Raw genomic sequence first — 21,859 nt, forward strand, 5'->3', positions numbered from 1 at the left:
GTGAGGGTGTCACCGCCGGGCAGGGCGTATGTGTGCTCGTCGCCGAGTTCGCCGGCCTCGCGGCGGATCGCCTGCGCGCCGAGGTTGAGCGCGTCGACGTCCGAGTTGCGGGCGGCGAGCACCACCATGTTGGCGATGAGGTCGTGCGGGTCGGCCCACTCCTGCAGGCGGAGTTCGTCCCACGCCATGAGGATCTGGGAGCGGGCCTCCTCGGCGGTCTCGGCGGGGTGCAGGCGCCCGCCCTCGGCGAGCATCCGCAGCGCCAGTTCGTGGTCGCCGGTGCGCCACACGTCCAGCGCGGCCCGTTCGGCGGCGTCCTCCTGGCGGCGGTTCTCGGTGAGGGTGAGCCCGTGGACCAGGCGGTGGGCCTCGCGGAACCAGCCGCCGGGGCCGATCGCCTGCAGCTGTAGGTGGTCGCCGATGCCCACGACCTTCGTCCCGGTACGCGCGGCCTCGGTCATCAGCACAGCCGCGGCGCGGTCGTCCACCATCGTCGCTTCGTCTACGACCAGGACGTCGACGCCGCGCAGCCCGTTGCCGTTCTCGATCTCGCCGAGCCAGGCGGCCACGGTCCGGGCGGGGATGCCGGAGGCGTCGGTCAGGTTCTGCGCGGCGACCGCGGCGAGGGTCGCGCCGGCGTACGTGGTGCCGGTGGCGTCCCAGCCGATCCGGCACGCCTCCATCAGCGTCGACTTGCCCGCGCCCGCGACACCCACGATGGCGTCGATGCCGTGCCCGGCGGTCAGGACCCGGGTCACCGCGGCGCGCTGTTCCTCGGACAGCTCGAACCCGGCGGCGACCTGGAAGACGTCGATGGCGGCGGCGGCCTGGTCGGCGGTGAGCTGCACGGCGCCGCTGCCGAACCTCTCCAGCGCCTGGCGGCGGACGCTCTCCTCGGCGTCGAGGATGTCCTGGGTGGTGTAGCGGTCGACGGACGACATGACGGTGGACCCGATGGTGGGCACGCGCACCGCGTAGCCCTCGACCGCCAGGACCTCGTCGCACAGCCGCTCAAGGCTGTCCGGGTCGGCGTCGATCCCGAACTCCAGCGCGTTCGCCACGGCCGCCAGGAGCTGCGCGCGGCTGAACGTCTTGTCGTTCGCGGTCAGCCCCTCCTTGGGGTCGAACACGACGGCCGCGATGTCGCCGGGCGGCGGGATGCGCGGGCCGGTGCCGGTCCCGTCGACGCCGGCGCCACCGTCCGGGCCGGGCGGACCCGGTGCAGCCGCGGCCACCATCGCGTCGACGTCGTCGACGACCTGCTCGGCGCGCTGCCTCCAGCTCTCGCGCATCGTGGTCGCGTCGACGTCGAGCTTGTCGCGCTTGGTCGCCATGGAGACGGCCTGCTTCTCCTGGCGGCTGGCGTCGGCGCCGGCCTTCTCGTCAACGAGCGCGGCCCGGCGGGAGAAGTGGTCGCGCACCTGCTCGGGGATGCCGACGATCTCCCAGGCGCCGGTGCGTTCGTTGCGTACGCGCCGGATGCCGAAGTGCTCGTAGGTGAGCGCGCGGACGCGGGCCTTGAAGTAGGCGTCCAGGGCTGAGGCGTGGCGGTGCAGGTCCTGCCCGCTGTTGGCGATCGACCGCCACTCGCCGTCCTCGCACAGCGCCATGTTCGCCACGGTGACGTGCAGGTGCAGGTGCGGGTCGCCGGGCTCCCCGGCCCGGATCGGGCGGGCACTTTGGTGCTCGACACTCCAGGCGAGCAGTCCCCCGGTGGCGAGCCGGACCGGTTCGCCGTCCTTGCTGCCGACCGCGTACCCGGCCCACCGCTCCATCTGCCGGAAGGTGTCGCCCTTGGCCTGGTGGACCAGCTCGCGCAGCTTCTCCGCCGGGAGCAGGTCCATCAGGGCCTGCACCACGCTGTCGGACTTGGGGAGGTCGAGGACCACGTCCCAGCCCCGTACGCGGTCGTCGACACGGAGGTCTTTGTTCTCCCTCGCCGTGGCGAGTTCCGTTTCGCCATAGACGTCGTCCAGGGAAATCCCGGCGGCACGCGCGAGTTTGTGAAGGGTGGTCACCTGCATGCGGTGCATGTCACCGAAGCGGTGAACGTTGCGCTGCTGCTGCTCGAATACGCGCTTTTGCTTCGGCTTTCCCTCGAACAGTACGCCCGGCTCAACGCCCTTTTCCTCGGCGGCCTTTTCGATGGCCTCGACAAGCCGGGCGGTGGTGAGCTGAGCCTTTTCGTGTGCGCGTACGGAAGTGCGGGACTTGATCAGGCGGGCGCCGGTCTCCGGGTGGCAGCCGGCCATCAAGAGGCGCGCGGCCTGCTTGCCCTCCTCGTCGAGCTCGGCTCCCTCGACCAGCCCGACCGCCTCCAGGCCGCTGCCCATCCAGACCAGGGCGGACCCGCCCTCGGGGCGCAGCCGGTAGTCGACGGCCTGGTCCTCGCCATCGTCCAGGACGACGCCGTCGGACTCGACCACGTCGCATCCGGCCTGCTGCTTGAGCCGGTACTCGACCTGCGCATCCTCCGTGATCTTCGTGACCCAGGCCACCGGCCGCCCCTCCCCGTGCTGTGCGTGTGCGTCTCACCCGGCCTGCCGGGGTTCCCCGCGAGGGGAACCCCCTTTGTCCTCTCCCTCTTTCCGATCATGAACCGGAAGGGAGCCAACAGAGTCACCACACAACCCACAGACGACCAGGTGACCAACAGACCAACGATCTACAGCACCATGCCACTGACCTGAGACGCTCAGCGTGCCGGGGTCGCTCGGCTCCCGTCTGACGGGCAACGACTTGCCTGGCGGTCCGCGGGGCGGGCACGGCCGCCGCGGCGCCGGGGCCAGGGTTTCGGCTGGCGTTTCGGCTTGCGGGAATGCTGGCCCCGGTGCGTGCGGGGCTGCCTGCGGGGCGGCCGGCCTCTACGCTGAGACGCGAAGAGACCCCGGCACTTACCCTGCCGGGGTCTCTTCGTCTGTCGGTCAGTGGAACCAGACCAGGACCGGAATTCTGATCTGCCGTGCTTCACGGATTACGGCGTATTCGATGATGACCGGTTCGCCTGCGATCTCCAGCGAATACCTGACTCCGAGGTCGTCCATCGGATCGCCGGGCGGTTCGCGGTCCGCGTCGACAGCGGCGCCTGCCTCAATTCCCAGAGCGAGCAGGAAGTTTAGGATCTTTTTGGAGAGATCGGGAGGCATATCCAGCATGACGCTCGCCGGGATTTCCTCGGTCCATACGGTCCAGCCGCGCCGTGGCTGGTCGGTCATCCTGCCTGCCTTTCCACCTGCTGCAGGAGGTCCTCGACCGCGACCAGGCGGCGGCCGGCGGCGGCGTTGGCCCGGCTGGTGTCGGCGCCCCGGGCCCGGTCGAGCATGGCCGCGCGCCACCAGCGGCGCATGACGCCGGGGACGTCGTTCTCCTCGGCGGCCAGGACCTCGCCGTAGAAGCGGGCGCGCTGCTCGCCGCTTAGCGCGTCGCCGATGGCGTTGATGGTGTGCGGGATCGCGGGGACCCGGCTGTCCGCCGGGTGTTCGGGTTGGGCGCTCACTGCGCTCTCCCTTCGGGTCGGTGCATCGAGTGTCCTACGGGACGGGTGGCCGTGGTGTCACTTGTCGCCGAGGAGCTGCGCGACCATCGGCCCGGCGTGCTGGTTGACGCGCCGGGCGATCTCGTTGACCACCTGCTTGGCCTCCTCGACCAGGGCGCGGCCCTCGGTGTGCTGTGGGGCGGGCAGGTCCCAGTCGACGGTGGGGATGAGGATGTGCGAGATCGTCAGGACGGCGGGGCGGTCGCCCTTGATCTCCGGCTCGACCTGCCGAACGTACTTCTCGTCGCGGGTCGCGATGTCGTAGTGGTTGGCCCAGTCCTGCCACGGGTACCGGGCCCGCCGGTCGGACGGCAGGTCACTGAAGCGCAGCGGGACGGCGACCCTCAGCACCAGGTCCCCGTTCTCGGTGAACGAGGTGGTGACCGAGTCGAGGTCGGGGCGCAGGTTCACGTACCCGATGAGGATCGGGGGCGTGGCGACCTCCCAGGCCGCAGCCGCGAACTCGTCGCCGGACAGCGGGGTGCCGGGCTCCTCGTACTCGTGGAACTTGGCAGGGCGGTCGGCGATGTACTGGCCGTACCGGCTGTAGCCGTTGCTCGCGCGGGCTCGGTCGCCTTCCTCATCGACGTAGACGAGGGTCGTGGGCGTCCATACGGTCATGGGTTCGACTCCTTCCAGAAACGGGCCGGGGTCGCCCGATGGCGACCCCGGGGTTCATCTTGTCGTGCGGGTCTGACAGGCCGGGCAGCTTTCGTCAGCGGAGCCAGCGGCCGTCCTTGATGACCTGTCGGCCGTCCTTCAAGGTGAGGTCGGTGATGAACGCGGACAGCTCGGTGCCGTCCAGCGCCCGGCGCGTGTAGTCCGTAGCCCACACATCCTCGCCGTCCCTGCTACCGAACAAGTAGACCCGGGTGGCAAAGGCGGGCTCCAATGCGGCCGCCGCGTTCTCGGCCCGGGACTCGGTCGGCAGCACGATCGTGCCGCAGGAGTCATTCAGGCCGATCAGGAAGAGGTCGTGCAGCTCAAAGCCGCGCACGTCCAGCACGGTCAGGACGGGCTCGGTCGAGCCGTGGGTGTAGACGCGGTTCGGGTGGGTCTTGATCCACCGATTTGTTGCGAAGCGGCTCATGTCGTAGGCCATGGCTCAGCTCTCCTCGAATCGCGCAGTGGCGCAGGACTTGCACAGGGGCATCTGCTCGTGGTCGTCGCGCTCCGGGTACAGCGCCTCCGTGAACGGGTCCGCCATCACCTCCACGTCCGGCTTCGGCTCGCCGCACTCCTGGCACCGCTGCAGGAGCGGCGCCAGGAGGTCGAGGACGTGGCGGATGCTGTCGCCGGTGCTGTCCTGGGCGAAGCCCTGGGCTTCGTCGAGCAAGTCAGTGACGGTGTCGATGTCGTCGTGGTCGACCTCGGTCAGCGACACCGTGATGGTGCCGATGAGGTCGGCGACGGCCCCCAGGACGCCGGCGTCCGGCTTGGCCGGGTCGTACAGGGCCTGGAGAGCGGCGGCGTGCGGGGCGACCGCTTCGGTGCGGCACGCGGCGTCGCGGATGCGGTCGAGGCCGATCCGGACGATGGCGACGGCCGCCTGCAGCTCCTGGTCGAGGGTCAGCTTCGGGGTGCGGTCCACTGGGGTCCTTCCGTGGTGAGAGGCGCGTTATCTAGCTGGATTGGTCTGGTCTGGCCTGCTACAGGGCGGCGATGAGGAGCGCGGCGACGCCGAGGAACAGGTGGTGGAACGACTGGTCGAGGGCGTACGCGCCCGTGCCGAGCGTCGGCGCGTACCCGCCCTCGGCGGTGACCGGGTGCGCCGGGTGGGCGGGCGTTCCGAGGCTGAGGAACTCAGTCTTGCCGGTGACCTTGGCGAGCCAGGCGAGCGTGGTGCGGCGGTCGGCCCACCAGTGGGTCACCGCGTCGACGCCGAGGCCGGCCACCAGGCCGGTGACCGTGACGGGGAGGTCGAGGACCAGGACCACCGCGGCGAGGGCGATGCCCTTGGTGATGGTCAGTCCGAGGACGTGGCGGGCGTCGGCGAGCCTCCCGGGCCAGCCGGGACGGCCCTTCTCCGCGGCCTGGTGGGAGGTCTGGACCCAGTGGTCGCCAACCGAGTGAGCGACGTACAGCGCGACGAACACGGCGGCGAAGACTGCGGCTGCGGTCATGGGTGCTGGACTCCTTCGGCGGTTTCCCGCTGTCGTTTCCGCTGGCTTTTTCGCTTGCGATAATTAGAGGATGCAGACTCCGAGTCTGCATGTCTAGGGGTTCACAGACTCCGAGTCTGCGTTTTCCGCTGCGGTGCTGGTCAGGCCCCTAAAAGTTCTCTCGGCCCGGCGGGGTGACGTGCGCCTCGCCGGTGGACGCGAAGGGCTTCGTCGGCGGCTTCCCGTGGGGGAGATAAAGCGGTCGGGCGCGTCCGCGCCCGGCGTTCCGGCTCTCCGTCTGTGCGGTCGCGCGTTCACCGGTGCCGCCCGCTCGGCCGTGGCCGGCCTCTCGGACGGCACCGGGCGCGACCGCCGTCCTTCCGCCCGTCACACGCCCCGCCGTACAGCGAGAGCCCCGCTGAGCGCTGCGGCTCGGCGGGGCTCTCGCTGCCACCCAAACCGGGGGAGGGCTGGCACGTGGTGCGAGGACGTTGCCGGGCGCGGGTCGTCAGGACTCGCGGTGCCACTCCCAGGGTTCGCCTGCCTCCGCGGCACGGGCGGCTGCGTCGGCCAGGGCGCGGGCGTGGCCGGCGGCACCGGCCTTCACGAACCGGGGGCGGGCGAGCTTCAGCAGGAGCTGGGCAATCTCACCGGCCTGCGAGGGCGACATGGCCCCGCCATCCTCCGGGTTCGTCAGCAGGAGCACGAGCGGGCCGCGCTCGTCACGCGACAGGCAGCCCTCGGCGTACCCGGCGAGGGAGGCCAGCATCTTGAGCGGGTGGCGGTCCTGGCCGAAGAAGTCGGCGCCGTGGCTGACGACCATGTGCGGTTCGGCGTCGACGATGGCGTGCTTGCGGGTCATCCGTGCTCTCCAATCACGACGCGGTCAGCGGTTGGTGGTGGCCCACGGGTCGGCGGGGTCCTCGCGGCGCAGGCCGGTGAGGAAATCGAGGACGACCCAGAGCCGTTCGCCGGCGGTGCCGTACTCCGGCGCCACGATCGAGACGTACGTGCCGTGCGCGACCTGGTCGTAGAGGTGGCGGTCGAGGCCGGACCACTGGACTGCCATGTCCGCCCGGCTGATCCGGCCGCCGAACGCGGTGACCGGCTCGCCGTCGCGGGTCGTGGCGACCACGGGCTGCTCCTGGACGCCACCGCCGCGGCGGTAGTCGTTGATCCGGACGAACATCCCGGCGGCGCTCGCGGCGTCGACCAGGCGGTGGAAGAGGTCGGCGTCGGTGACGACCAGCTCGACCGCAGCGCGCTGCTCCCACCACAGGCCGTCCGCGCCGGTGCCGACCAGTCCGGGCTGCGACTGGGTGGTGACGTACCCGGCCCGGCACAGCGCGGCGAGGGTGGGCACCAGGTGCGCGGTCTCCTCGTCGGGGCCGAAGCGCGGCTGGTAGCCGGGGCGGGAGGCGATCTCGCCCTCCAGCCACAGGGCCATCAGCTCGCCGAGGTCGGCGATGGTCTTCGCGGTCTTCCAGCGTCGCCGGTCGGCTCGGCTCATCCAGGGGAACTTCATGGTCAGCCCTTCACGATCATGCTGTCGGGGCAGCGCCCGCCCATGTGGGACACGCACTCCGGGCAGTCCTCGCGGGGCTTGAGGTACCGGTGCGCCTCCTTCGAGGCGTAGGCGTGGAACCAGCACTGCCTGCACTGGCCGACCGGCGGGTTCAGGGCCTTCTCGCTCGCCATCACAGTCTCCGATCAGCGGTTGAGGGTGGTGTTGGACCGGCCGAACCACTTGTGGGTCGTGACCTGCGTGTTGTTCTCCTGGTGGACGGGTCCGGCGTAGTGGTGGTGGGTGGTGACGTTCGCGGCCTTCACGGAGCGCACGACCGAGCCGACCGCGACGACCACGGTGGCCACGGCGGCGATGGGGAGCGTGACGAACAGGACGGACGTCAGCGTCACGGCGGCGAATCCCTGGCAGGCAAGCCAGACACCGCACCCGACGCCCGTGATGCCGGCGCCGACGCCGATGGAGACGACGGCGACCCCGGCGGCCCACGCGGGCACGATCCGGCGGTCGTCCTGGTGGACCGGGGGCGTCGTGCCGTACGCCGGGTTCGGGGTGGTGTCGCGGAACGACGTCGACTTCGTGGTCGGCTCGGATTTCCACAGACCCTCGATGATCCGGCGGGCCTCGGCTTCGGCCTCCGACTCGCTGAGCGGGTGGCTGTTGGCGACGTTCTCGGTGCTCACGTGGCGACCTCGGCTTTCTGCCTTGGGGAAGGCGGCCGGCCCCCGCAGTGGGGGGCCGGTGCGGTCAGTTCTGGCGGTGTGGCTTGGTGCGGCGCAGTACGTGGTCCCGGCTGAAGCCCGTGGCCTCGCAGACGTCGGCCTGCAGGAGGGTTCCGGCGTCCAGCTCGGCGGCGATGGACTTCCACATCGCCTCGTCTGCGGCGGCCATGGCCTTCTCGGCGTCCTCGTGCGCCTGGTCCCGGACCTTCTTCAGCTCGGCGACCCGGGACTTGGCGGCGCTGCGGGTCTCCTGATCGGGGCGGGGGCTCATGGTGCTGGCTCCTTCGGTGTCGTGAGGGACGATGGGGCTCCCTCCCGCTGCCGTTCGGAGCGGGATACGGGGCCCGGGGCGGCCGGTGATCCTTGGCCGGGAGACGGCCGCCCCGGGGCGTGTCTACCTGGTCAGCGGGACCTCGGGGGCGGGGACGGTCTGCTCGGCGGCCTGGTCGACGGCCGTCATGACGTCGATGGTGCTCTCGGCGGCCCGCTTCATGCTGTCCGCCAGGTCGGGGTGACCGAGGACGCGGGCGCGCTGCTGGAGGGCCATGAGGTAGTGCCAGGTGTCGTTCAGCTCGTCGTGCAAGGCGACCAGGCCGGGCTGGAAGCCGAGGGAGTCGGTGATGCCCGCGGCTCCCTTACGGTGGGTCGTCACTCGGCGCTCGTAGTTGTCGAAGGCGTTCTTGCCGATGACCTCCTGGACCTCGTCCACGGTGTCGTAGGCCCAGCTCTGGCCGATGAGGCTGAGCAGGAAGGTCATGAGGCGGTTGGGCTTCTTCACGCTGGCTCCTTTGCTGGCATTTCTGCTGGCGGTTTTGCTGGCTTTCAGGAGTCAGCTGCGGATGGTGGCGTGCAGGTCGGTGCCCGCCGCGACCAGCCACTCCCCGAGGGCGATGAGGCGCCGGTACTGGTCCTTGCGGGTGTCGACGCTGTCCGTCGGGGTGGCGAGTTCAACGGCGAGGGATTCGACCTCGCGCAGGACCTCGGCGACGCCGCTGGCGCTGACGGACTTCGGGTCGGACAGGGACTTCTTCGTCACGTGTCTGCTCCTCAGATGTCGTTTCCGCTTGCTTTTCCGCTTGCGGTAATTCAAGGATGCAGACTCCGAGTCTGCGTGTCCAGGGGTTCGCAGACTCGGAGTCTGCATAAATCGTGTCTGTGCTGGTCAGCGCCCGGAAATTTCTTCCGGTGGGGGCTCGGTCAGGTGCTGCTGCGGTGGCAGACCCCGCACGGGATCTTGACTTCGCGGGTCTTGCCGGTGGGGGAGTGGAGCTTGGTCGAGAGGGTGACCATGCCGCCCCGGCAGCCCTTGACCGTGCAGCGCTGGCGCTTCGGCTTCACGCTCGTGGTCGGCCCGGCCCCGCCGGTCTGCAGCGTCCAGGCCGTGGTGAGCGCGGTGGCCTTGGCCGTGTTCACGGCCTCGCCCGCCTTCTCCTTCACGGTGTCAGCGGTCTCCTGCACCTTGCCCTTGGCCGCGCCCGTGACGGCGCGTGCCCGGTTCTTCACCTCGGCCTTGGCCGCCTTCTTCTTCGACCGCCACCACCGCTTCACCTCGGGTGCGGCGTACTCGTGCACCGCCTTGGCGGCGCCGACGGCCTGGTGGAAGTCGAACGTCGGGTACAGCTCGCCGGTCATCACGATGCCGCGCCACTCGGCAGTGAAGATGTCGCGGTCCGCGTCTTTCTGCCGCTTCACCCACCTGGCGAGGACGGCGTCGACCAGGCCGTTGGTGACGACGCGCGAGTCCTCGCCCTTCCCGCACGACAGGCAGGAGATCCAGGCCGGGGAGACCTCCCGGAAGCCATGCTTGTGGATCTCCAGGGAGAAGCCGTTGCCGCACTCGCCGCACAGCAACTCCTGGCCGTCGACGTGCGCCATCCCGACCAGCTTCAGGTCCGGCTTCGTGTCCATCGCGGGCCCCTTCTCGGTTTCACGGTTTGTCATGGTTTGTGACCTGGATCGGTCCTGGATTGCGGCGGCATCGATGCAGGTCAGAGGGGGTGAGCATCCTGGACGGCTCCCGGCTGGACCTGGACGGGGGCCGTCCAGGTCGAAGGGGGTGCTGTCCGGGTCGACGGCCGCCCGGTCTGGGGTGATACCGGGGCAATCCGGGCGGCCGTCCGGGGTGAATCCGGGCTCTCAGGCGGTCAGGCCGTACTTCGTCTGCACCGCCCGGAGCACCGCCGTGAGGGGGTAGCCGTTGAGCGCGGACGGGCTGTCCTGCCAGGTGCGCTTCTTCTTCTCGGCGTCCTCGCGGACCACCAGGCGGGCGAGCTTCTCGGGGGTGATGTCGAGCCCGGCCGCCTTGAGCGCGTCGACCAGGACCGTGCCCGGGAGCCAGTCGACCTCGCCGTTGGCGTCCTCCTGCTTCGCCTCCTGGTCGTAGGCGGTGAAGACGTCGACCAGGACCGCGAGGACGTCGGCGTCGGCCTCGCCCTTGTCCCGGAGCTGGTCGGCGAGGGTCTTCGGTCCCTCCGGCAGGGTGCCGGCCGCCTCGCGCAGGGCGTACGCCCGCTTGATGAGCAGCTCGACCTGGTCGTCGTCGTAGTAGTCGGCGCGGACCAGGACCGGGTTGGAGCCCTCGGCCCACAGCAGACCGGCACCGCGCATCTCGGGCTCGATGGTCTTCGCCGAGTAGCCGGCCGCCGCGGCGCCCTTACCGAGGATCGTGTCGGACGCCTCGGGGGTGGTGCAGCGCAGCGCCCACCGGATGGACAGCAGGTCCCGGAGGCTGGTGTCCACCACGTCGGAGCCGGGCTTCTGGGTGGCGCAGAAGGTCACGATGCCCGCCGCGCGGCCCCGGGAGACCAGGTTGCGCAGGAGCTTGGTGATCTTCTTCCCGAAGTCATCGTCGGTCGTGTAGAACATCAGCTCGTCCACCCACAGCAGCTTCTGGCGCAGCAGCGGGTACTTGTTGGCCAGCTCCTCGGTGACCTTGCGCTTGCCCAGCTTCTTGAGCAGGGCGTATCGCGCCTTCATGTCGGCGACGGCGGCCTTGAGCATCTCGTAGAACGCCTCGGGGTCCGCGTCGCCCTCGAAGTATTCGCACAGCTCACGGAACGGCTCCAGGTCGCCGCCGGCCTTTCCGTCCGCGAGCCAGAGAATGACGCGCGGGTCGAGGGCCGCGGCCAGCAGGATCACGTTGCCGGACGCGCTCTTGCCCGCGCCGGGCTCGCCTCCGATCAGGCCGGAGCGCTCGACCACGGAAATCGAGATGGCCAGTCCTCGCACGTCGGGGCCGATCGCAATGCGACCCCAGAAATTGGCGGCGGCCTCCAGGGCGAGCAGCGGGCCCGGCTCGGCGTCCTCGGTGAACGGCAGCTCCTTGGAGACGTAGATTTCCAGGCGGCCGGAGCGGGCGCCCTTCCCCTTGGTCTTGGTCATGCTGACCTGCGCGTCCTCGACTCCGAGCGCCGAGGCGATTTCGGAAAGGGCCCGCATTGCCTTCTTCGCCGGGATTCCGGGCGGCAGGTCGATAACCGCCGACCAGGCCCCGCGCGCGTCCAGCATGGGCATCTGCACCATGTGCAGGGACTCGTCGGAGCCGATCACCTTGGCCCGGCGGAAGACCTCGTCCAGCATCGGCGCGGTCATCGGGTCGCCGTCGCCGAGGGAGCGCCAGTCCGCCGACCAGTCGGTCTCCTCGGTGATGGTGTGGCGGCCCGCGAAGGCACCGCCCGCGAACGTGGCGAGCGCGCCGGCCGTCGCGCCGAGTCCACCGGCGGTGGCGTATCCGGAGCCGATCGCGGCCAGCGGCGGGCCGTAGGCGGCACCGGCGCGCAGGGCCCGGAGCTTGCGCCGGTAGCTCTTGGCCTGCTTGTGCGCGTTGACCGCCTGCATGGCCACGGTCTGGGTCCGGTCGGCCTCCCTCAGCGCGACCTCCTTCTTCTTCTTCATCAGCGCCGGGGTGTAGCGGGCGGCGCGGGCTGCGGCGCGGGCCTCTTTGGCGGCGATGTGCGCCTGGTGGGCGAGGGCCTGCGTCTGGATGCCCTCGAAGCCGACCACCCAGTCCTGCACCCGGCGGGCGCCGCGCTTGAACTGCGCGACGTGCCCGCGGTCGGTGCGCTGGCGGCGGACCCAGCGGCGGTAGGCCCGCAGGCGGGAGCGGTAGACGACGCCCGCGTACATGGCCCAGCCCTCGGGGGTCTTGGCCCAGGCCGGGATGAGCGGGCGGTCGTCGAAGGCGTCCAGGTCGATGTCGACCTTCTCGACCACCTCGGCGGGCGCAGGGGTGACCGTGCCCTCCAGGACTCGGCGGGCCGACTCGACCACGGCGGCGCGGTCGGTGGTGGCGGTCGTGCCACCCAAAGCGGGGGAAGCGGGGAGGGGGCTGGGCTTGGTGGCCGGCCCCGCGCCGTGGACGTAGGTGACGGTGGCCAGGTCCGTGCGCTCGGGACGCGATCCGGTCGGCATCTCGGTCATGCTGGTGCTTCTCCTTCGGGAGGAAGCGGGGCCCGGCGGCGACTGTGGAAGGGAGGCGCCGGGCCCCGCGGCTTTTCAGGGGAGTGGTCGATCAGTCAGGGCGGCGGGTCAGGCGCCCACCGCTTCGTTGCCGTCGCCGTCGATGAGCCGGAGCTTGCGCTCGGCGACAACCCGGTCCCGCAGCCGCCGGGCGTCGTCCCGGCGGATGCCGAGCTTCTTCGACAGACCGGCGGCGGAGATCTGGTTGCCCTCCGCCACGAGCTCGGCGGCGGCCTTCAGCGCGTCCGGCAGGAGCGCCTCCAGCTCCTCGTCCGACCGGCCCCGGCGACCGTTCCCGCTGGCGTCCTCGCCAGCGTTCCCAGAAGCCTTCTCGCTGCCCTTCTCGCGGGCTTTTCCGCTTGCGGCTTCAGACCCGTACATCCCAATTCCCGCAAGGGCTGTAGCGCCCTCAGAGGGCCTCCGGAGAGCCGGGATCGGAAGGGTCGGACCGAGGGTCGGGATGCCCTCCGAGAGGCGGTGCGGGAGCGGGTTGTAGAGGCTCGCGAGCATGCCCGCGCGGACCAGTTCGGGGCGGACGTGCTCACCCAGTTCGAAGGCGGCGCCGAGGGCGACCCGGGCGTTGGTGGCGTCCGCGTAGATCTGGGCGGACAGGCCCGGCTCGGCACCCTTCTTGATCCGCCACGCGGTGGCGAACGCTTCTTCCTCGGAGATGGACTCGAAGGGCAGGGCGGACAGGAGCCGGTCGGCCTCGGCGGCGATGTCCTTGTGGTGCTTGCGCCGGTCGGCGAGGTGCTTCTTGCGGGCCTTCTCCTGGCGGCGCTGCTCCTTGGTCTTGCCGTGCGACCCGTGGGTCTTCATGTCCCACAGGTAGATCGCGATGAGGGACGACGCGGCGAAGACGACCGCGACCCAGGTCTGGTTCGGCAGGGCCTCGGACCAGTGCCAGTAGTTCACCGCGGCCGCGAGGAACGCGGTGACCCAGGTGGCGACCCGGTACTTCCCCGCCGGCCTTCCGGCGTCCTCGGCCTGCTTGCCCATGAAGGTCAGGGCCCAGGCCGTGCCCTCCAGCATCGCCGAGAGCAGCGCGGCCAGGAGGACGAACACCCCGGCGTGGGACAGGGCGCCGATCTGCGAGATGACGGCCGGGACGATCGAGCAGACCATCACGAAGCCGACGAACATCGTGACCGGGTTGCCGTTGACCCAGCGGGTGACCTTGGCGACCTTCGCCCGGCGGGCGGCCTGCTTGCGCTCCTTCTCTTGCGCGCGGGCGCGCTTGTCGGCCAGCTCCTGGCGGCGCTTGGCCTCGGCGTCCTTCCGGGCCTGCTCGCGCTTGGCCTCGTCGTCCTTGCGCTTCTGCTCGGCGGCGATCTCCTTCGCCTTGAGCTGGGTTTCCAGCTTCAGGCGCATGTCCTCGCGGTCCTGGGCGCGGTTCGCGGCGCGGTCGGCGCGCATCTCCTCGCGGTAGCTCATCGGGTACCTCCAGCCGCCGGGTTCGCGATCCCGGACAGCACGGTCGCCAGCTCGGTACGGAGTCGGGGGGAGACGGGGTTGATGCGCAGTCGCCGGGCGAAGGAGTCCCCGCCGGCGGCCGTCGCGCGGGCCACCATCTCGGTGATGACGCTGACCAGGGCCGCCATCCCGGCGATCACGCCGAGGGTCATCTCCAGCACGGTCAGCACGAACAGGGCGGTGTGGGCGAAGGCACGCTTCATGCCGCTACCTCCGTCGAGGTCTCGTTGCGGACGACCCGGAGGGCGGCACGGACCTCGCGGCGCTCGGCGCGGGGGCGGCGGGCGCGGGCGACGGCGGCGGCGGGCTCGGGGGAGCCGAGGGTGGCGAGGACCTCGTAGGAGTCGAAGTCCGCGGCCGTCCAGTCGGCGGTGATGTCGTCGGCCTCGTAGTCGAGGACGTCGTCGTCGGCCTCCAGCTCGGCGACCACGTCGGCCACGGCGGGGACGGTGGCCTTGCGGGTCCGCAGCTCGCGCGGCAGCCGGCGGAGCAGGCTCTTGTAGTACGCGGCGTCCTCGCGGTCGGTGTCGTTCTCGACCAGGAAGTCGGCCAGGAAGGAGTCCAGCGCGTCCCGGCTGGCGAGTCCGCCGGCGGTGAATTCCTCGACGAGGTCGAGCGGCTCGGTCTCGGAACCGAAACCAGCGGCGACCTCCAGGAACTCGGAGTTCGTAACGATGCGCTGACCTGCGACGATGATGTTCATGTGGGTCGTGCTCCTCTCAATGGAACGGCCCATACGGGAGCCCTCGGCGTAGCCGCGCCGGGGGCTTCTTGCATGACTGCACTCGCCGAGTTTGGTACATAACTTCTCGGCGACGATGATGACCGTACCCGACTTAGGTGGCACTCCGTCAAGAGTTGCGTACCTAAGTTGAGTTGACTGGGTGTTATCCGGTGCGAGTTATGTACCAAACATCAACTCACCGGATACTCTTCCGCCATGGACTCCACGACGCGCGATCAGCGAGCAACCGCACGCTCGATCGCAGATGACCTGCGAGAGCAGATCCGGGCAGGTCAACTGCCACCCGGGGCAGCCCTCCCGACCACACGCGAACTGTCTGAGCAGTTCGGCGTGACAGCGAAGACCGTGAGCGCCGGCATCGACCTCCTCAAGGTCGAGGGGCTCGTCGTCGGCGAACGGGGCGGACGGCGACGGGTACGCGCCGACCGGCCGATCGTCTGGAACCTCACGAAGTTCGAGCGCGGCAGGCGCCGAGACTCCGTGTCCATGGACGACTGGTCGACTGCCATCAAGGAGGCCGGGCGCGAGCCTGCCCAAATCGTCACTGTCGCGACCGAAGTGCCGTCCAGTCAGGTCGCTGAGTGGCTCCAGCTTCCGCCCGGCGAGCAGGTCGTGAAGCGCGTGCGTATGCGGACCGTCGACGGCAAGCCCTTCCAGCTCTCAACGAGCTGGTTCCCGGGCTCCATCGCCTTCGACACACCCCTCATGGAGCCGCACGACGTCTCGATGCCGGGCGGCATCCTCCACTCGATCGGCCACCCACAGCGGCATGTGCGTGACGAGATCACCGTACGGATGCCGAGTCCGGAAGAGTCTGAGCGCCTGGCTCTCCCCCCAGGCACGCCCGTTGCCCAACACGTCAGGATCGGTTACAGCGAAGTCGCCCCGGTGCGCGTCATGATGACCATCGCGCCGGGAGACCGACACGTCCTTGTGTACGAAATGGAAGTCTGAGCCCCCGGTGAACTACCGCATCCGCCCCGCCAACCCTGCTGACGTGCCAACCCTCATGGCACTCCGGACCGAGGCCGAGAACTGGCTGCGACAGATCGGTTCCGACCAGTGGTCCGACCCCGAGACCGGCAGCCGGGCCATCGCCAAGTGGCACCAGCACATCGAGGACGGCCGCACCTGGGTCATCCTCGACGAAGCGGACTCGGTGCTCGGCACCGTCAGCCGCGGCCCCGCTGACCGGGACTTCTGGAACGAGGCCGACGAACTGCACACGGCCTTCTACCTGTACAAGCTCATCATCAGCCGGGATGCAGCCGGGACCGGGATCGGAAGTCTTGTCCTTGACTGGGCATGCCGCGTTGCCGCGCTAGAGGGTCGGCGGTGGCTCAGGATCGACTGCTGGCGGACGGCACAGGGACTCCAGCACTACTACGAGCGCCTCGGTTTCACCCACGTCCGCACAGAAGCCCCGAGTCACCGTAAATCGGGCTGGCTTGCACAGCGGCCATCGGGCACCATCCTCAACCCAGACCGCTGCCTCAGCGTTGACAACGGAGAGCCCCTTTCCATCCCCGCCACCCGCGACGCGAGAGGATAGCGGCCCCTGACCTTGATCCCGTCCTACGGGCTGTGCAGTGATCCAGCCCCCCGTAGCACGGCACAGGGGCAATCCAAGTCCCCCTATCAGGTGATCAAGGGGCAGGATTGGCCCCCAGAAACACCGAAGGCGCCCCTGCCAGGGCGCCTCGGCACTGCAAGGCCGGGAGGGCTAATCCCGGCGAAGTTCGAGCGGTACGAGAAGGGTCGCTCATCCATGAGAGTACGAGAAGTTTCCCGACCGGTGCCACATCGCCCGGTAAACGACACGGCTGCAACCTTGGAGCTCCGGGCAAAGTTGCTGGCCAGCGCGCTCCGGTATGCCGAGCGCGGAATGTACGTCCACCCGCTCCTGGTAGGTACGAAGGAACCTCGGTGGACCAACTGGGAGGAGCGGGCGACCCGCGACCCAGAGGTGATCGAGCAGACGTGGGGCCGGGCCCCGTTCAACATCGGCGTCGCGTGCGGTCCCTCGGGGCTGGTGGCACTCGACCTGGACGTGCCGCACAAGGGTGAGGTGTCCGGTTCCCCGGAGATCCTGGACGGCGTGACGATGCTCGACGCGATCGCTGCGCGGACACCGGGCGCGCAGGTCACGCCTACGCTGACGGTGCGGACGCCGAGCGGCGGTCGGCACCTGGTCTACCGGGCCCCGGCTGGGGTGGCGGTACGGAACACCGCACGGACCCTGGGCTTTTGCCTGGACACCCGGGCGGCGGGCGGGTACATCGTCGGGATCGGCTCGGTGGTCGACGGAGCCCCGTATGTCCTCGAGGACGGGAGCCCGACCGATCCGGCGGTACTGCCCGGCTGGCTGCTAACCCTGATCACGGCGACGCCGAAGCCACCCAAAGCCGGGGGGGCGCCTCGCCGGGCCGATGTGGTCGCCCGGCTGCGGGAGCTGACGCGGCAGGGCACGCGCGAGCAGCGGTGGGCCGCGGGCATCTTGCGGTCGGAGTGTGACGAGCTGGCGGCGATGAAGCAGGAGGGCGGGCGGAACAACCGGCTGAACCTCGCGGCGTACCGCGCGGGCCAGCTGGTGGCGTCCGGGCTCTTGGACCAGGCCGTCGCCGAGGAGCACCTGACGGAGGCCGCTCAGTCGGCGGGGCTCGGGGTGGACACCCCGCGCGAGATCGAGAAGACGCTGCGGTCCGGGATGACCGCCGGCCTTGCGCGTCCTCGCCGGATGGGCGGTGCCGCCTGATGCGAACCGCACCCCAGGACACTAAGGACCGGCGCCACGTACACCACGCCTCGACCGTGATCACGGCCCCGCAGGCGCACCACCGCCCCGGGGCCCGGCACCCGAGGAGTGGCCTCGAATGCAGGACCGTCGTACCCCGTCTCGCCCGCTTGCGTCGCCCGCTGCAGAACGGGGGTGCGGCGTGACGACGCTCTCCGATGCTGGCGTGCCCGCGCAGACCTCCGCGCCTCGCCGGGAGTGGCCGCGCCGCTCGTTCGATGACATCGGCAACGCTGAGCGCCTGGTCGACCACTTCGGCAGCGAGCTGCGGTACCTGATCGACGCCGAACAGTGGGCCGTCTACGAGGGCGGCCGGTGGGTGCTGAAGGGCGCCAAGTCGCTGCTGTGGAAGCGGGTCGTTCAGACCATCAAGGCCCTGCCGAACACCGAGGCGTTCGAGTACAGCGCGGTCCGGCCAGCGGACGGCGACAGCAAGAAGTCCGAGCGCGACCTGTTCATGGAATGGGTCGCGAAGTCCCGGCACCGCGGGCGCCTGGCGGCGATGCGTGACGTCGCCGAGGGCGAGCCGGAGCTGTTCGGGGAGATGGGCGACTTCGACCAGCACGAGCATCTGCTGAACGTGAAGAACGGGATCATCGACCTGCGGTCCGGCAGCCTGATGCCACACGACCCCGAGCTGTACCTCATGCAGCAGTCGCCGGCACGCTTCGACCCGCACGCTGAATGCCCGCTGTGGCTGCAGTTCCTGGACTCGGTCATGCCCGACAAGGAGCGCCAGGCGTACCTACGGCGGGTCGTGGGCTACACGCTCACCGGTAGCACGGACGAACAGGTGATGTTCGTCCACCACGGCACCGGCATGAACGGCAAGTCGGTGTTCATCGACGTCGTCATGGGCCTCCTCGGCGACTACGCCCAGGCCGTGCCGCGCACAACGCTGCTGGCCAAGAAGGAGGACGGCATCCCGAACGACGTCGCCCGGATGGTCGGCAAGCGGATGCTGTCGACCACCGAGACGTCCGCGGGCAAGAAGCTCGATGACGAGCTGGTGAAGCAGCTCACCGGCCAGGACACGATGTCGGCCCGGTTCCTGCACGGCGAGTACTTCGACTTCAAGCCGGTCGGGAAGATCCACCTGGCGACGAACTACCTGCCGAAGGTGGGCGCCGGCCACGGCATCACCCGACGCCTGCATGACATCGGATGGGACGTCACCGTCCCGCCGGAGGCCCGTATCCCGAAGCTCGCCGAGAAGATCCTCCGGCAAGAGGCGGCGGGCGTGTTGAACTGGGCCCTCCAGGGCTGCCGGGAGTGGCAGCAGGACGGCTTGGCCATGCCGGAGGCGGTGCGCGCGAAGACGGCGCAGCACATCGCCGAGTCGGACCCGATCTCGATGTGGCTGGAGGAGAACACCGAGCCGTGCGAGCGCGACCCCTACATCAGCGGTGAGGTCACCGGCAGCCTGTTCCAGAACTACAAGCTGTGGTGCCAGAGCGGTTCCCTGCGGGAGATGACTGTGATGGCCTTCAGCCAGGCCCTGGAGGAGCGCGGCTTCGAGAAGGTAAAGCACCCGAAGACCCGACGCGCGGTGATCCTCGGCCTGCGGGTCAAGACGAACAACGGCTTCTAGGGCTCGGGAGCACGAACCGCTGGAGGGGCGGCCGGGATTCATCGGCCGCCCCTCCGGCGTGCCCGGAGAAAGCGCCCTGAGCCGTAGCCTGGCGCCAGCCAAGACGGAGGGGGACTCCATGACCGACCACCGGGGCGCCGCAGGCCCGTACATCCCGTACGACGGGCTCCCGCCGCTGCACAAGACACAGACCGACCTGCCGCGCCTGCACCCGTACGACCCCGTCAGCCCCGGCCGGTACATCACACCCGGCGGCGGACGGCTGACCATCGAGACGACCACCGCACACCACCAAATCACCCTGGATCACCTCGGCTGCGACGCTCAGACGACCGAGCCGAAGGAGGCCGCCTTCAAGCAGCTCGCGCTCGCCGCCGAGGGGCGATGCCTCCAGGCCGGCTGCAAGCACGATGCACGGTTCTCGGTCGGCAACGTCTACCGCGGCTTCCAGGTCCGGCGCGGCTCCATCGAGCTGCCCGCCTTCGTGCGCGCCCTGCTCGCGATCGAACTCGGCGACTTCGGGCCGACCACCCATCTCTTCGGGGAGACTTCGTCCGCTGCCGGCGACCCCTTGGAGTAGGGCAACCGCGAAGGTCCTTCACCCCTTCTGACCTGCGGTTCGTAGGACCTGCGAAGGACCTTCGCGCACCGATCCACCTGAACCCTTCTGCCGCCGTGGCGCTCCTGGGTGGGTCTCCGGCAGAGAGGGCGGCTTATCTAGCTTGATTAATCGCAAGACAGCAGCTCAGATGCGGTGCGAAGGACCTTGCGAAGGACCTTCGCGGGTCCTTCGTCGTGAAGGGCGTCGACGGGTCAGGAAGCGGTGTTGCCGGTGTGACGCGAAGGACCTTGCGAAGGACCTGCGAAGCAGTGGGGCAAGGTCCTTCACCCCCTCTGACCTGCGGTTCGTAGGACTTGCGAAGGACCCGAAGGACCTTAGAGGGGGTAACGCACATGAAGATGGACCCGAATCCGCGTATGTGCAGGTCACAGAGACGCCTCGTATTAAGAGCCTGACCCCTCAAAAAGCCCTTCGGGTCCTTCGAGCCCTTCGAAACACCAGGTCACAGCCTCGAAGGACCTTTGCGAAGGTCCTTCGAGGTCCTTCGCGAAGGACCTGGGGAGGCCGGGTACGGCGGGAAGCACCCGAGGACGCCCCCCGGCTTTGGGTGGCTCGGTTGGCCGCTACAGGCCCGCAGCGCTCCGACTGCCGCCACCACAACCCATGAGGCGCGTGACGGGCGGTAAGTGGCGGTCCGCGCCCGGCGACGGCCGGGAGGCCGGTCACGGCCGGTTCGGCCGTCGCCGGTGAACGCGCGGACCGCAGGGAGCCGCACCCGGAGGCGTCGGGCGCGGACGCGCCCGTCCGCTTTACCCTCCCCCTTCAGGTCGCGCGGCCAAGGTGCGCCTCTTAGGGGGAGCGTCCCTGACGACCAGGTCAGGACAGCAAACCGCCCGCATTCCGGCTTGCGGAAAAGCGGGCGGGAATGAGGGTGGCTCTGGTGGTCACCAGGGCGGGTTGTTGCGCGCCGTCACGCGGCACCCTCCTGCGAGCCGGAGGGCCCCGGGTCCTCGATCTTCAGCCGCCGGAAGTGCGCCTCCAGGGCCTGTTCCACGATCGTCTGAGGGTTGTCGCCGGTCTGCTCGACCGCGGCCGTCAGCTTTCGGTCGGTGGACAGCAGGATGCGCACGGTCAGCGGCACCCGCTCCGGACCGCGCGGCCGGCCCCGGCGCCGCGGCGCGCGGGACGTGTCCGACGGAGTGGCGGTGCGAGGCTTCGAGGCGGCGGACTTCTGCTCCTGGTCCTCGTTCCCGTCAGCAGGATCGCCAGCATTTCCGCCTGCCGAATCGCCAGTCTCGGGATCGCCACCACCCCAGGTCTCGGGGTTGTCCCAGTCTGGCTCCTTCGCGCCGCTGAGGTCGGCCGGGTCCCTCTCCTGGGTCTTGCGGATCTCCTCGTCAGACGCGGCGGCCTTGTCCATGAACGACGGCATCACTTCTCCTTGAGGGTCGGCAGGGTGTGGTGGAGGACCTCGCGGTACGAGGAAACGAGCAGCTTGGCCTCGCGGCCGGGAGCTGCGGTGATGGGGATGGACCCGGTCCGGCAGACCTCGCGTACCGCGTAGTTGTGGACCATGGTCGGCATGATCAGGTCGCCGAAGCGCTCCTTGAGACGGCTGTCCCAGTGCCGATGGACCTCCCGGAACTCGCGCTTGGTCGGCACGATGTTCCGCAGGATTCCCACGATCTCCAGAGCCTCGTTGAGACCGCCGGGCGAGGTGTAGTGCTCGATCGACGTCAGGGCCTCCCGCGCGCCGAGGTACCCGTCCTTCTTGAGGGTCGCCGGGATGAGGACCTTGCGCGCCGCGATGAGTGCCGACCCCACGACCTTCCCGCCCGGCCGGGGAGGGACGTCGATGAAGACGACGTCGACCAGGTCCCGCAGCCCCCACAGAGCCCGCTTCAGCCGGAACTCCATGCCGGTGGTCTGGTCGGTCTCCCGGTTGCCGAACTTCCGGACGGCCGGCAGGACCCAGACGTTCGACGGCCAGTGCTTGCCCGCGCGCACGAGCGCCTCGCGCGCGATCTCGGCAGGATCACGCGGACGCTCGTCGGGGTCCACGAAGTAGATGTCGTTCACCGACTTCTTCGGCTCCACGACACCCAGCTCGTCGGTGAGCGTCGCACGCGGGTCGAGGTCGACGCCGCCCACCTTCAGCCCAAGCTCGGCGGCCACGGCGATGAGCCCCGCTGTTACGGACGTCTTCCCGACGCCGCCCTTCTCGCTGACCTCAGCGATGATGTCCGGGTCTTCGGCCACAGGGTCCTCCCTCCTTCATTCAGGTAAGCCGAAGATTGCCGACCCCGCTTGCCTAAGCGCAAGCTGACCCGCACGCTTTCCCGCTCGTAATCC

26 protein-coding genes are annotated in these 21,859 nt (G+C 69.7%); 5 read left to right on the forward strand and 21 right to left on the reverse strand.

What is annotated here, in order from left to right; genetic code table 11:
• From mobF to AC5WS8_RS37130, 19 genes are all read right to left on the reverse strand, one after another.
• Window positions 1-2,498: MobF family relaxase (gene mobF, locus AC5WS8_RS37040; protein WP_496107881.1), on the reverse strand; the 2,498-nt coding region annotated here is incomplete at its 3' end.
• A 426-nt stretch (window positions 2,499-2,924) separates the two neighbouring features.
• Window positions 2,925-3,215 carry a hypothetical protein gene (locus AC5WS8_RS37045; protein ID WP_496107882.1) on the reverse strand — a complete coding sequence of 97 codons (291 nt, stop codon included), beginning with the start codon at window positions 3,213-3,215 and terminating at the stop codon, window positions 2,925-2,927.
• A complete protein-coding gene (locus AC5WS8_RS37050; RefSeq protein WP_496107883.1) occupies window positions 3,212-3,496 on the reverse strand; it encodes a hypothetical protein in 285 nt (94 codons plus the stop codon). Before AC5WS8_RS37050 ends, AC5WS8_RS37045 begins: the two co-directional genes overlap by 4 nt.
• A gap of 57 nt (window positions 3,497-3,553) precedes the next feature.
• Complete coding sequence (locus AC5WS8_RS37055; RefSeq protein ID WP_496107884.1) at window positions 3,554-4,156, reverse strand: hypothetical protein; 603 nt, start codon at window positions 4,154-4,156, stop codon at window positions 3,554-3,556.
• A 94-nt stretch (window positions 4,157-4,250) separates the two neighbouring features.
• Entirely contained in the window at window positions 4,251-4,637 is a 387-nt protein-coding gene (locus AC5WS8_RS37060; protein WP_496107885.1) for a hypothetical protein, read from the reverse strand.
• Window positions 4,638-4,640: 3 nt separating this feature from the next.
• Entirely contained in the window at window positions 4,641-5,126 is a 486-nt protein-coding gene (locus tag AC5WS8_RS37065; RefSeq protein ID WP_496107886.1) for a hypothetical protein, read from the reverse strand.
• Window positions 5,127-5,184: 58 nt separating this feature from the next.
• Window positions 5,185-5,658 (reverse strand): transcriptional regulator, encoded by a 474-nt coding sequence (locus AC5WS8_RS37070; protein WP_496107887.1) that lies wholly within the window; start codon window positions 5,656-5,658, stop codon window positions 5,185-5,187.
• Between the two features lie 487 nt (window positions 5,659-6,145).
• On the reverse strand, window positions 6,146-6,499 hold the full coding sequence (locus AC5WS8_RS37075; RefSeq protein WP_496107888.1) for a DUF7739 domain-containing protein: 354 nt from the start codon (window positions 6,497-6,499) through the stop codon (window positions 6,146-6,148).
• Between the two features lie 24 nt (window positions 6,500-6,523).
• Window positions 6,524-7,147: a DUF6919 domain-containing protein gene (locus tag AC5WS8_RS37080; protein ID WP_496107889.1), complete on the reverse strand. Its 624-nt coding sequence runs from the start codon at window positions 7,145-7,147 to the stop codon at window positions 6,524-6,526.
• A 17-nt stretch (window positions 7,148-7,164) separates the two neighbouring features.
• Window positions 7,165-7,335, reverse strand: a complete 171-nt coding sequence (locus tag AC5WS8_RS37085) for a pRL2-8 (protein WP_496107890.1) — start codon at window positions 7,333-7,335, stop codon at window positions 7,165-7,167.
• Between the two features lie 12 nt (window positions 7,336-7,347).
• A complete protein-coding gene (locus AC5WS8_RS37090; RefSeq protein WP_496107891.1) occupies window positions 7,348-7,845 on the reverse strand; it encodes a hypothetical protein in 498 nt (165 codons plus the stop codon).
• Window positions 7,846-7,909: 64 nt separating this feature from the next.
• A complete protein-coding gene (locus tag AC5WS8_RS37095; RefSeq protein WP_496107892.1) occupies window positions 7,910-8,155 on the reverse strand; it encodes a hypothetical protein in 246 nt (81 codons plus the stop codon).
• Window positions 8,156-8,278: 123 nt separating this feature from the next.
• Window positions 8,279-8,662, reverse strand: coding sequence for a hypothetical protein (locus AC5WS8_RS37100; protein ID WP_496107893.1), 384 nt, complete (start codon window positions 8,660-8,662; stop codon window positions 8,279-8,281).
• Window positions 8,663-8,713: 51 nt separating this feature from the next.
• Window positions 8,714-8,920, reverse strand: coding sequence for a hypothetical protein (locus tag AC5WS8_RS37105; protein WP_496107894.1), 207 nt, complete (start codon window positions 8,918-8,920; stop codon window positions 8,714-8,716).
• A gap of 161 nt (window positions 8,921-9,081) precedes the next feature.
• The gene (locus tag AC5WS8_RS37110) at window positions 9,082-9,825 is read right to left on the reverse strand and encodes a hypothetical protein (RefSeq protein ID WP_496107895.1); all 744 of its coding nucleotides are present in this window, start codon (window positions 9,823-9,825) and stop codon (window positions 9,082-9,084) included.
• A 195-nt stretch (window positions 9,826-10,020) separates the two neighbouring features.
• Window positions 10,021-12,303, reverse strand: a complete 2,283-nt coding sequence (locus tag AC5WS8_RS37115; protein ID WP_496107896.1) for an FtsK/SpoIIIE domain-containing protein — start codon at window positions 12,301-12,303, stop codon at window positions 10,021-10,023.
• A gap of 108 nt (window positions 12,304-12,411) precedes the next feature.
• On the reverse strand, window positions 12,412-13,776 hold the full coding sequence (locus AC5WS8_RS37120; protein ID WP_496107897.1) for a DUF2637 domain-containing protein: 1,365 nt from the start codon (window positions 13,774-13,776) through the stop codon (window positions 12,412-12,414).
• Complete coding sequence (locus AC5WS8_RS37125; protein WP_496107898.1) at window positions 13,773-14,018, reverse strand: hypothetical protein; 246 nt, start codon at window positions 14,016-14,018, stop codon at window positions 13,773-13,775. Before AC5WS8_RS37125 ends, AC5WS8_RS37120 begins: the two co-directional genes overlap by 4 nt.
• Window positions 14,015-14,518 carry a hypothetical protein gene (locus AC5WS8_RS37130; RefSeq protein WP_496107899.1) on the reverse strand — a complete coding sequence of 168 codons (504 nt, stop codon included), beginning with the start codon at window positions 14,516-14,518 and terminating at the stop codon, window positions 14,015-14,017. Before AC5WS8_RS37130 ends, AC5WS8_RS37125 begins: the two co-directional genes overlap by 4 nt.
• Before the next feature lie 237 nt (window positions 14,519-14,755).
• On the opposite strand from AC5WS8_RS37130, the gene AC5WS8_RS37135 reads away from it, so the two are divergent.
• The 5 genes from AC5WS8_RS37135 to AC5WS8_RS37155 all read left to right on the forward strand — a co-directional run bounded on the left by AC5WS8_RS37135 (window position 14,756) and on the right by AC5WS8_RS37155 (window position 19,525).
• Window positions 14,756-15,514, forward strand: coding sequence for a GntR family transcriptional regulator (locus AC5WS8_RS37135; RefSeq protein ID WP_496107900.1), 759 nt, complete (start codon window positions 14,756-14,758; stop codon window positions 15,512-15,514).
• A 7-nt stretch (window positions 15,515-15,521) separates the two neighbouring features.
• Window positions 15,522-16,112 (forward strand): GNAT family N-acetyltransferase, encoded by a 591-nt coding sequence (locus tag AC5WS8_RS37140; RefSeq protein WP_496107901.1) that lies wholly within the window; start codon window positions 15,522-15,524, stop codon window positions 16,110-16,112.
• A gap of 279 nt (window positions 16,113-16,391) precedes the next feature.
• Window positions 16,392-17,315: a bifunctional DNA primase/polymerase gene (locus tag AC5WS8_RS37145; protein ID WP_496107902.1), complete on the forward strand. Its 924-nt coding sequence runs from the start codon at window positions 16,392-16,394 to the stop codon at window positions 17,313-17,315.
• A 205-nt stretch (window positions 17,316-17,520) separates the two neighbouring features.
• Window positions 17,521-18,945, forward strand: coding sequence for a DNA primase family protein (locus AC5WS8_RS37150; RefSeq protein ID WP_496107903.1), 1,425 nt, complete (start codon window positions 17,521-17,523; stop codon window positions 18,943-18,945).
• 118 nt (window positions 18,946-19,063) lie between these two features.
• A complete protein-coding gene (locus AC5WS8_RS37155; protein ID WP_496107904.1) occupies window positions 19,064-19,525 on the forward strand; it encodes a DUF6420 family protein in 462 nt (153 codons plus the stop codon).
• Between the two features lie 952 nt (window positions 19,526-20,477).
• Here AC5WS8_RS37155 and AC5WS8_RS37160 read toward each other — a convergent pair.
• Both AC5WS8_RS37160 and AC5WS8_RS37165 read right to left on the reverse strand, forming a co-directional pair.
• Complete coding sequence (locus AC5WS8_RS37160) at window positions 20,478-20,939, reverse strand: hypothetical protein (RefSeq protein ID WP_496107905.1); 462 nt, start codon at window positions 20,937-20,939, stop codon at window positions 20,478-20,480.
• A complete protein-coding gene (locus tag AC5WS8_RS37165; RefSeq protein ID WP_496107906.1) occupies window positions 20,939-21,766 on the reverse strand; it encodes a ParA family protein in 828 nt (275 codons plus the stop codon). Before AC5WS8_RS37165 ends, AC5WS8_RS37160 begins: the two co-directional genes overlap by 1 nt.
• Window positions 21,767-21,859: the final 93 nt, after the last annotated feature.

This window comes from Streptomyces sp. PTL18 (genome assembly GCF_059510295.1).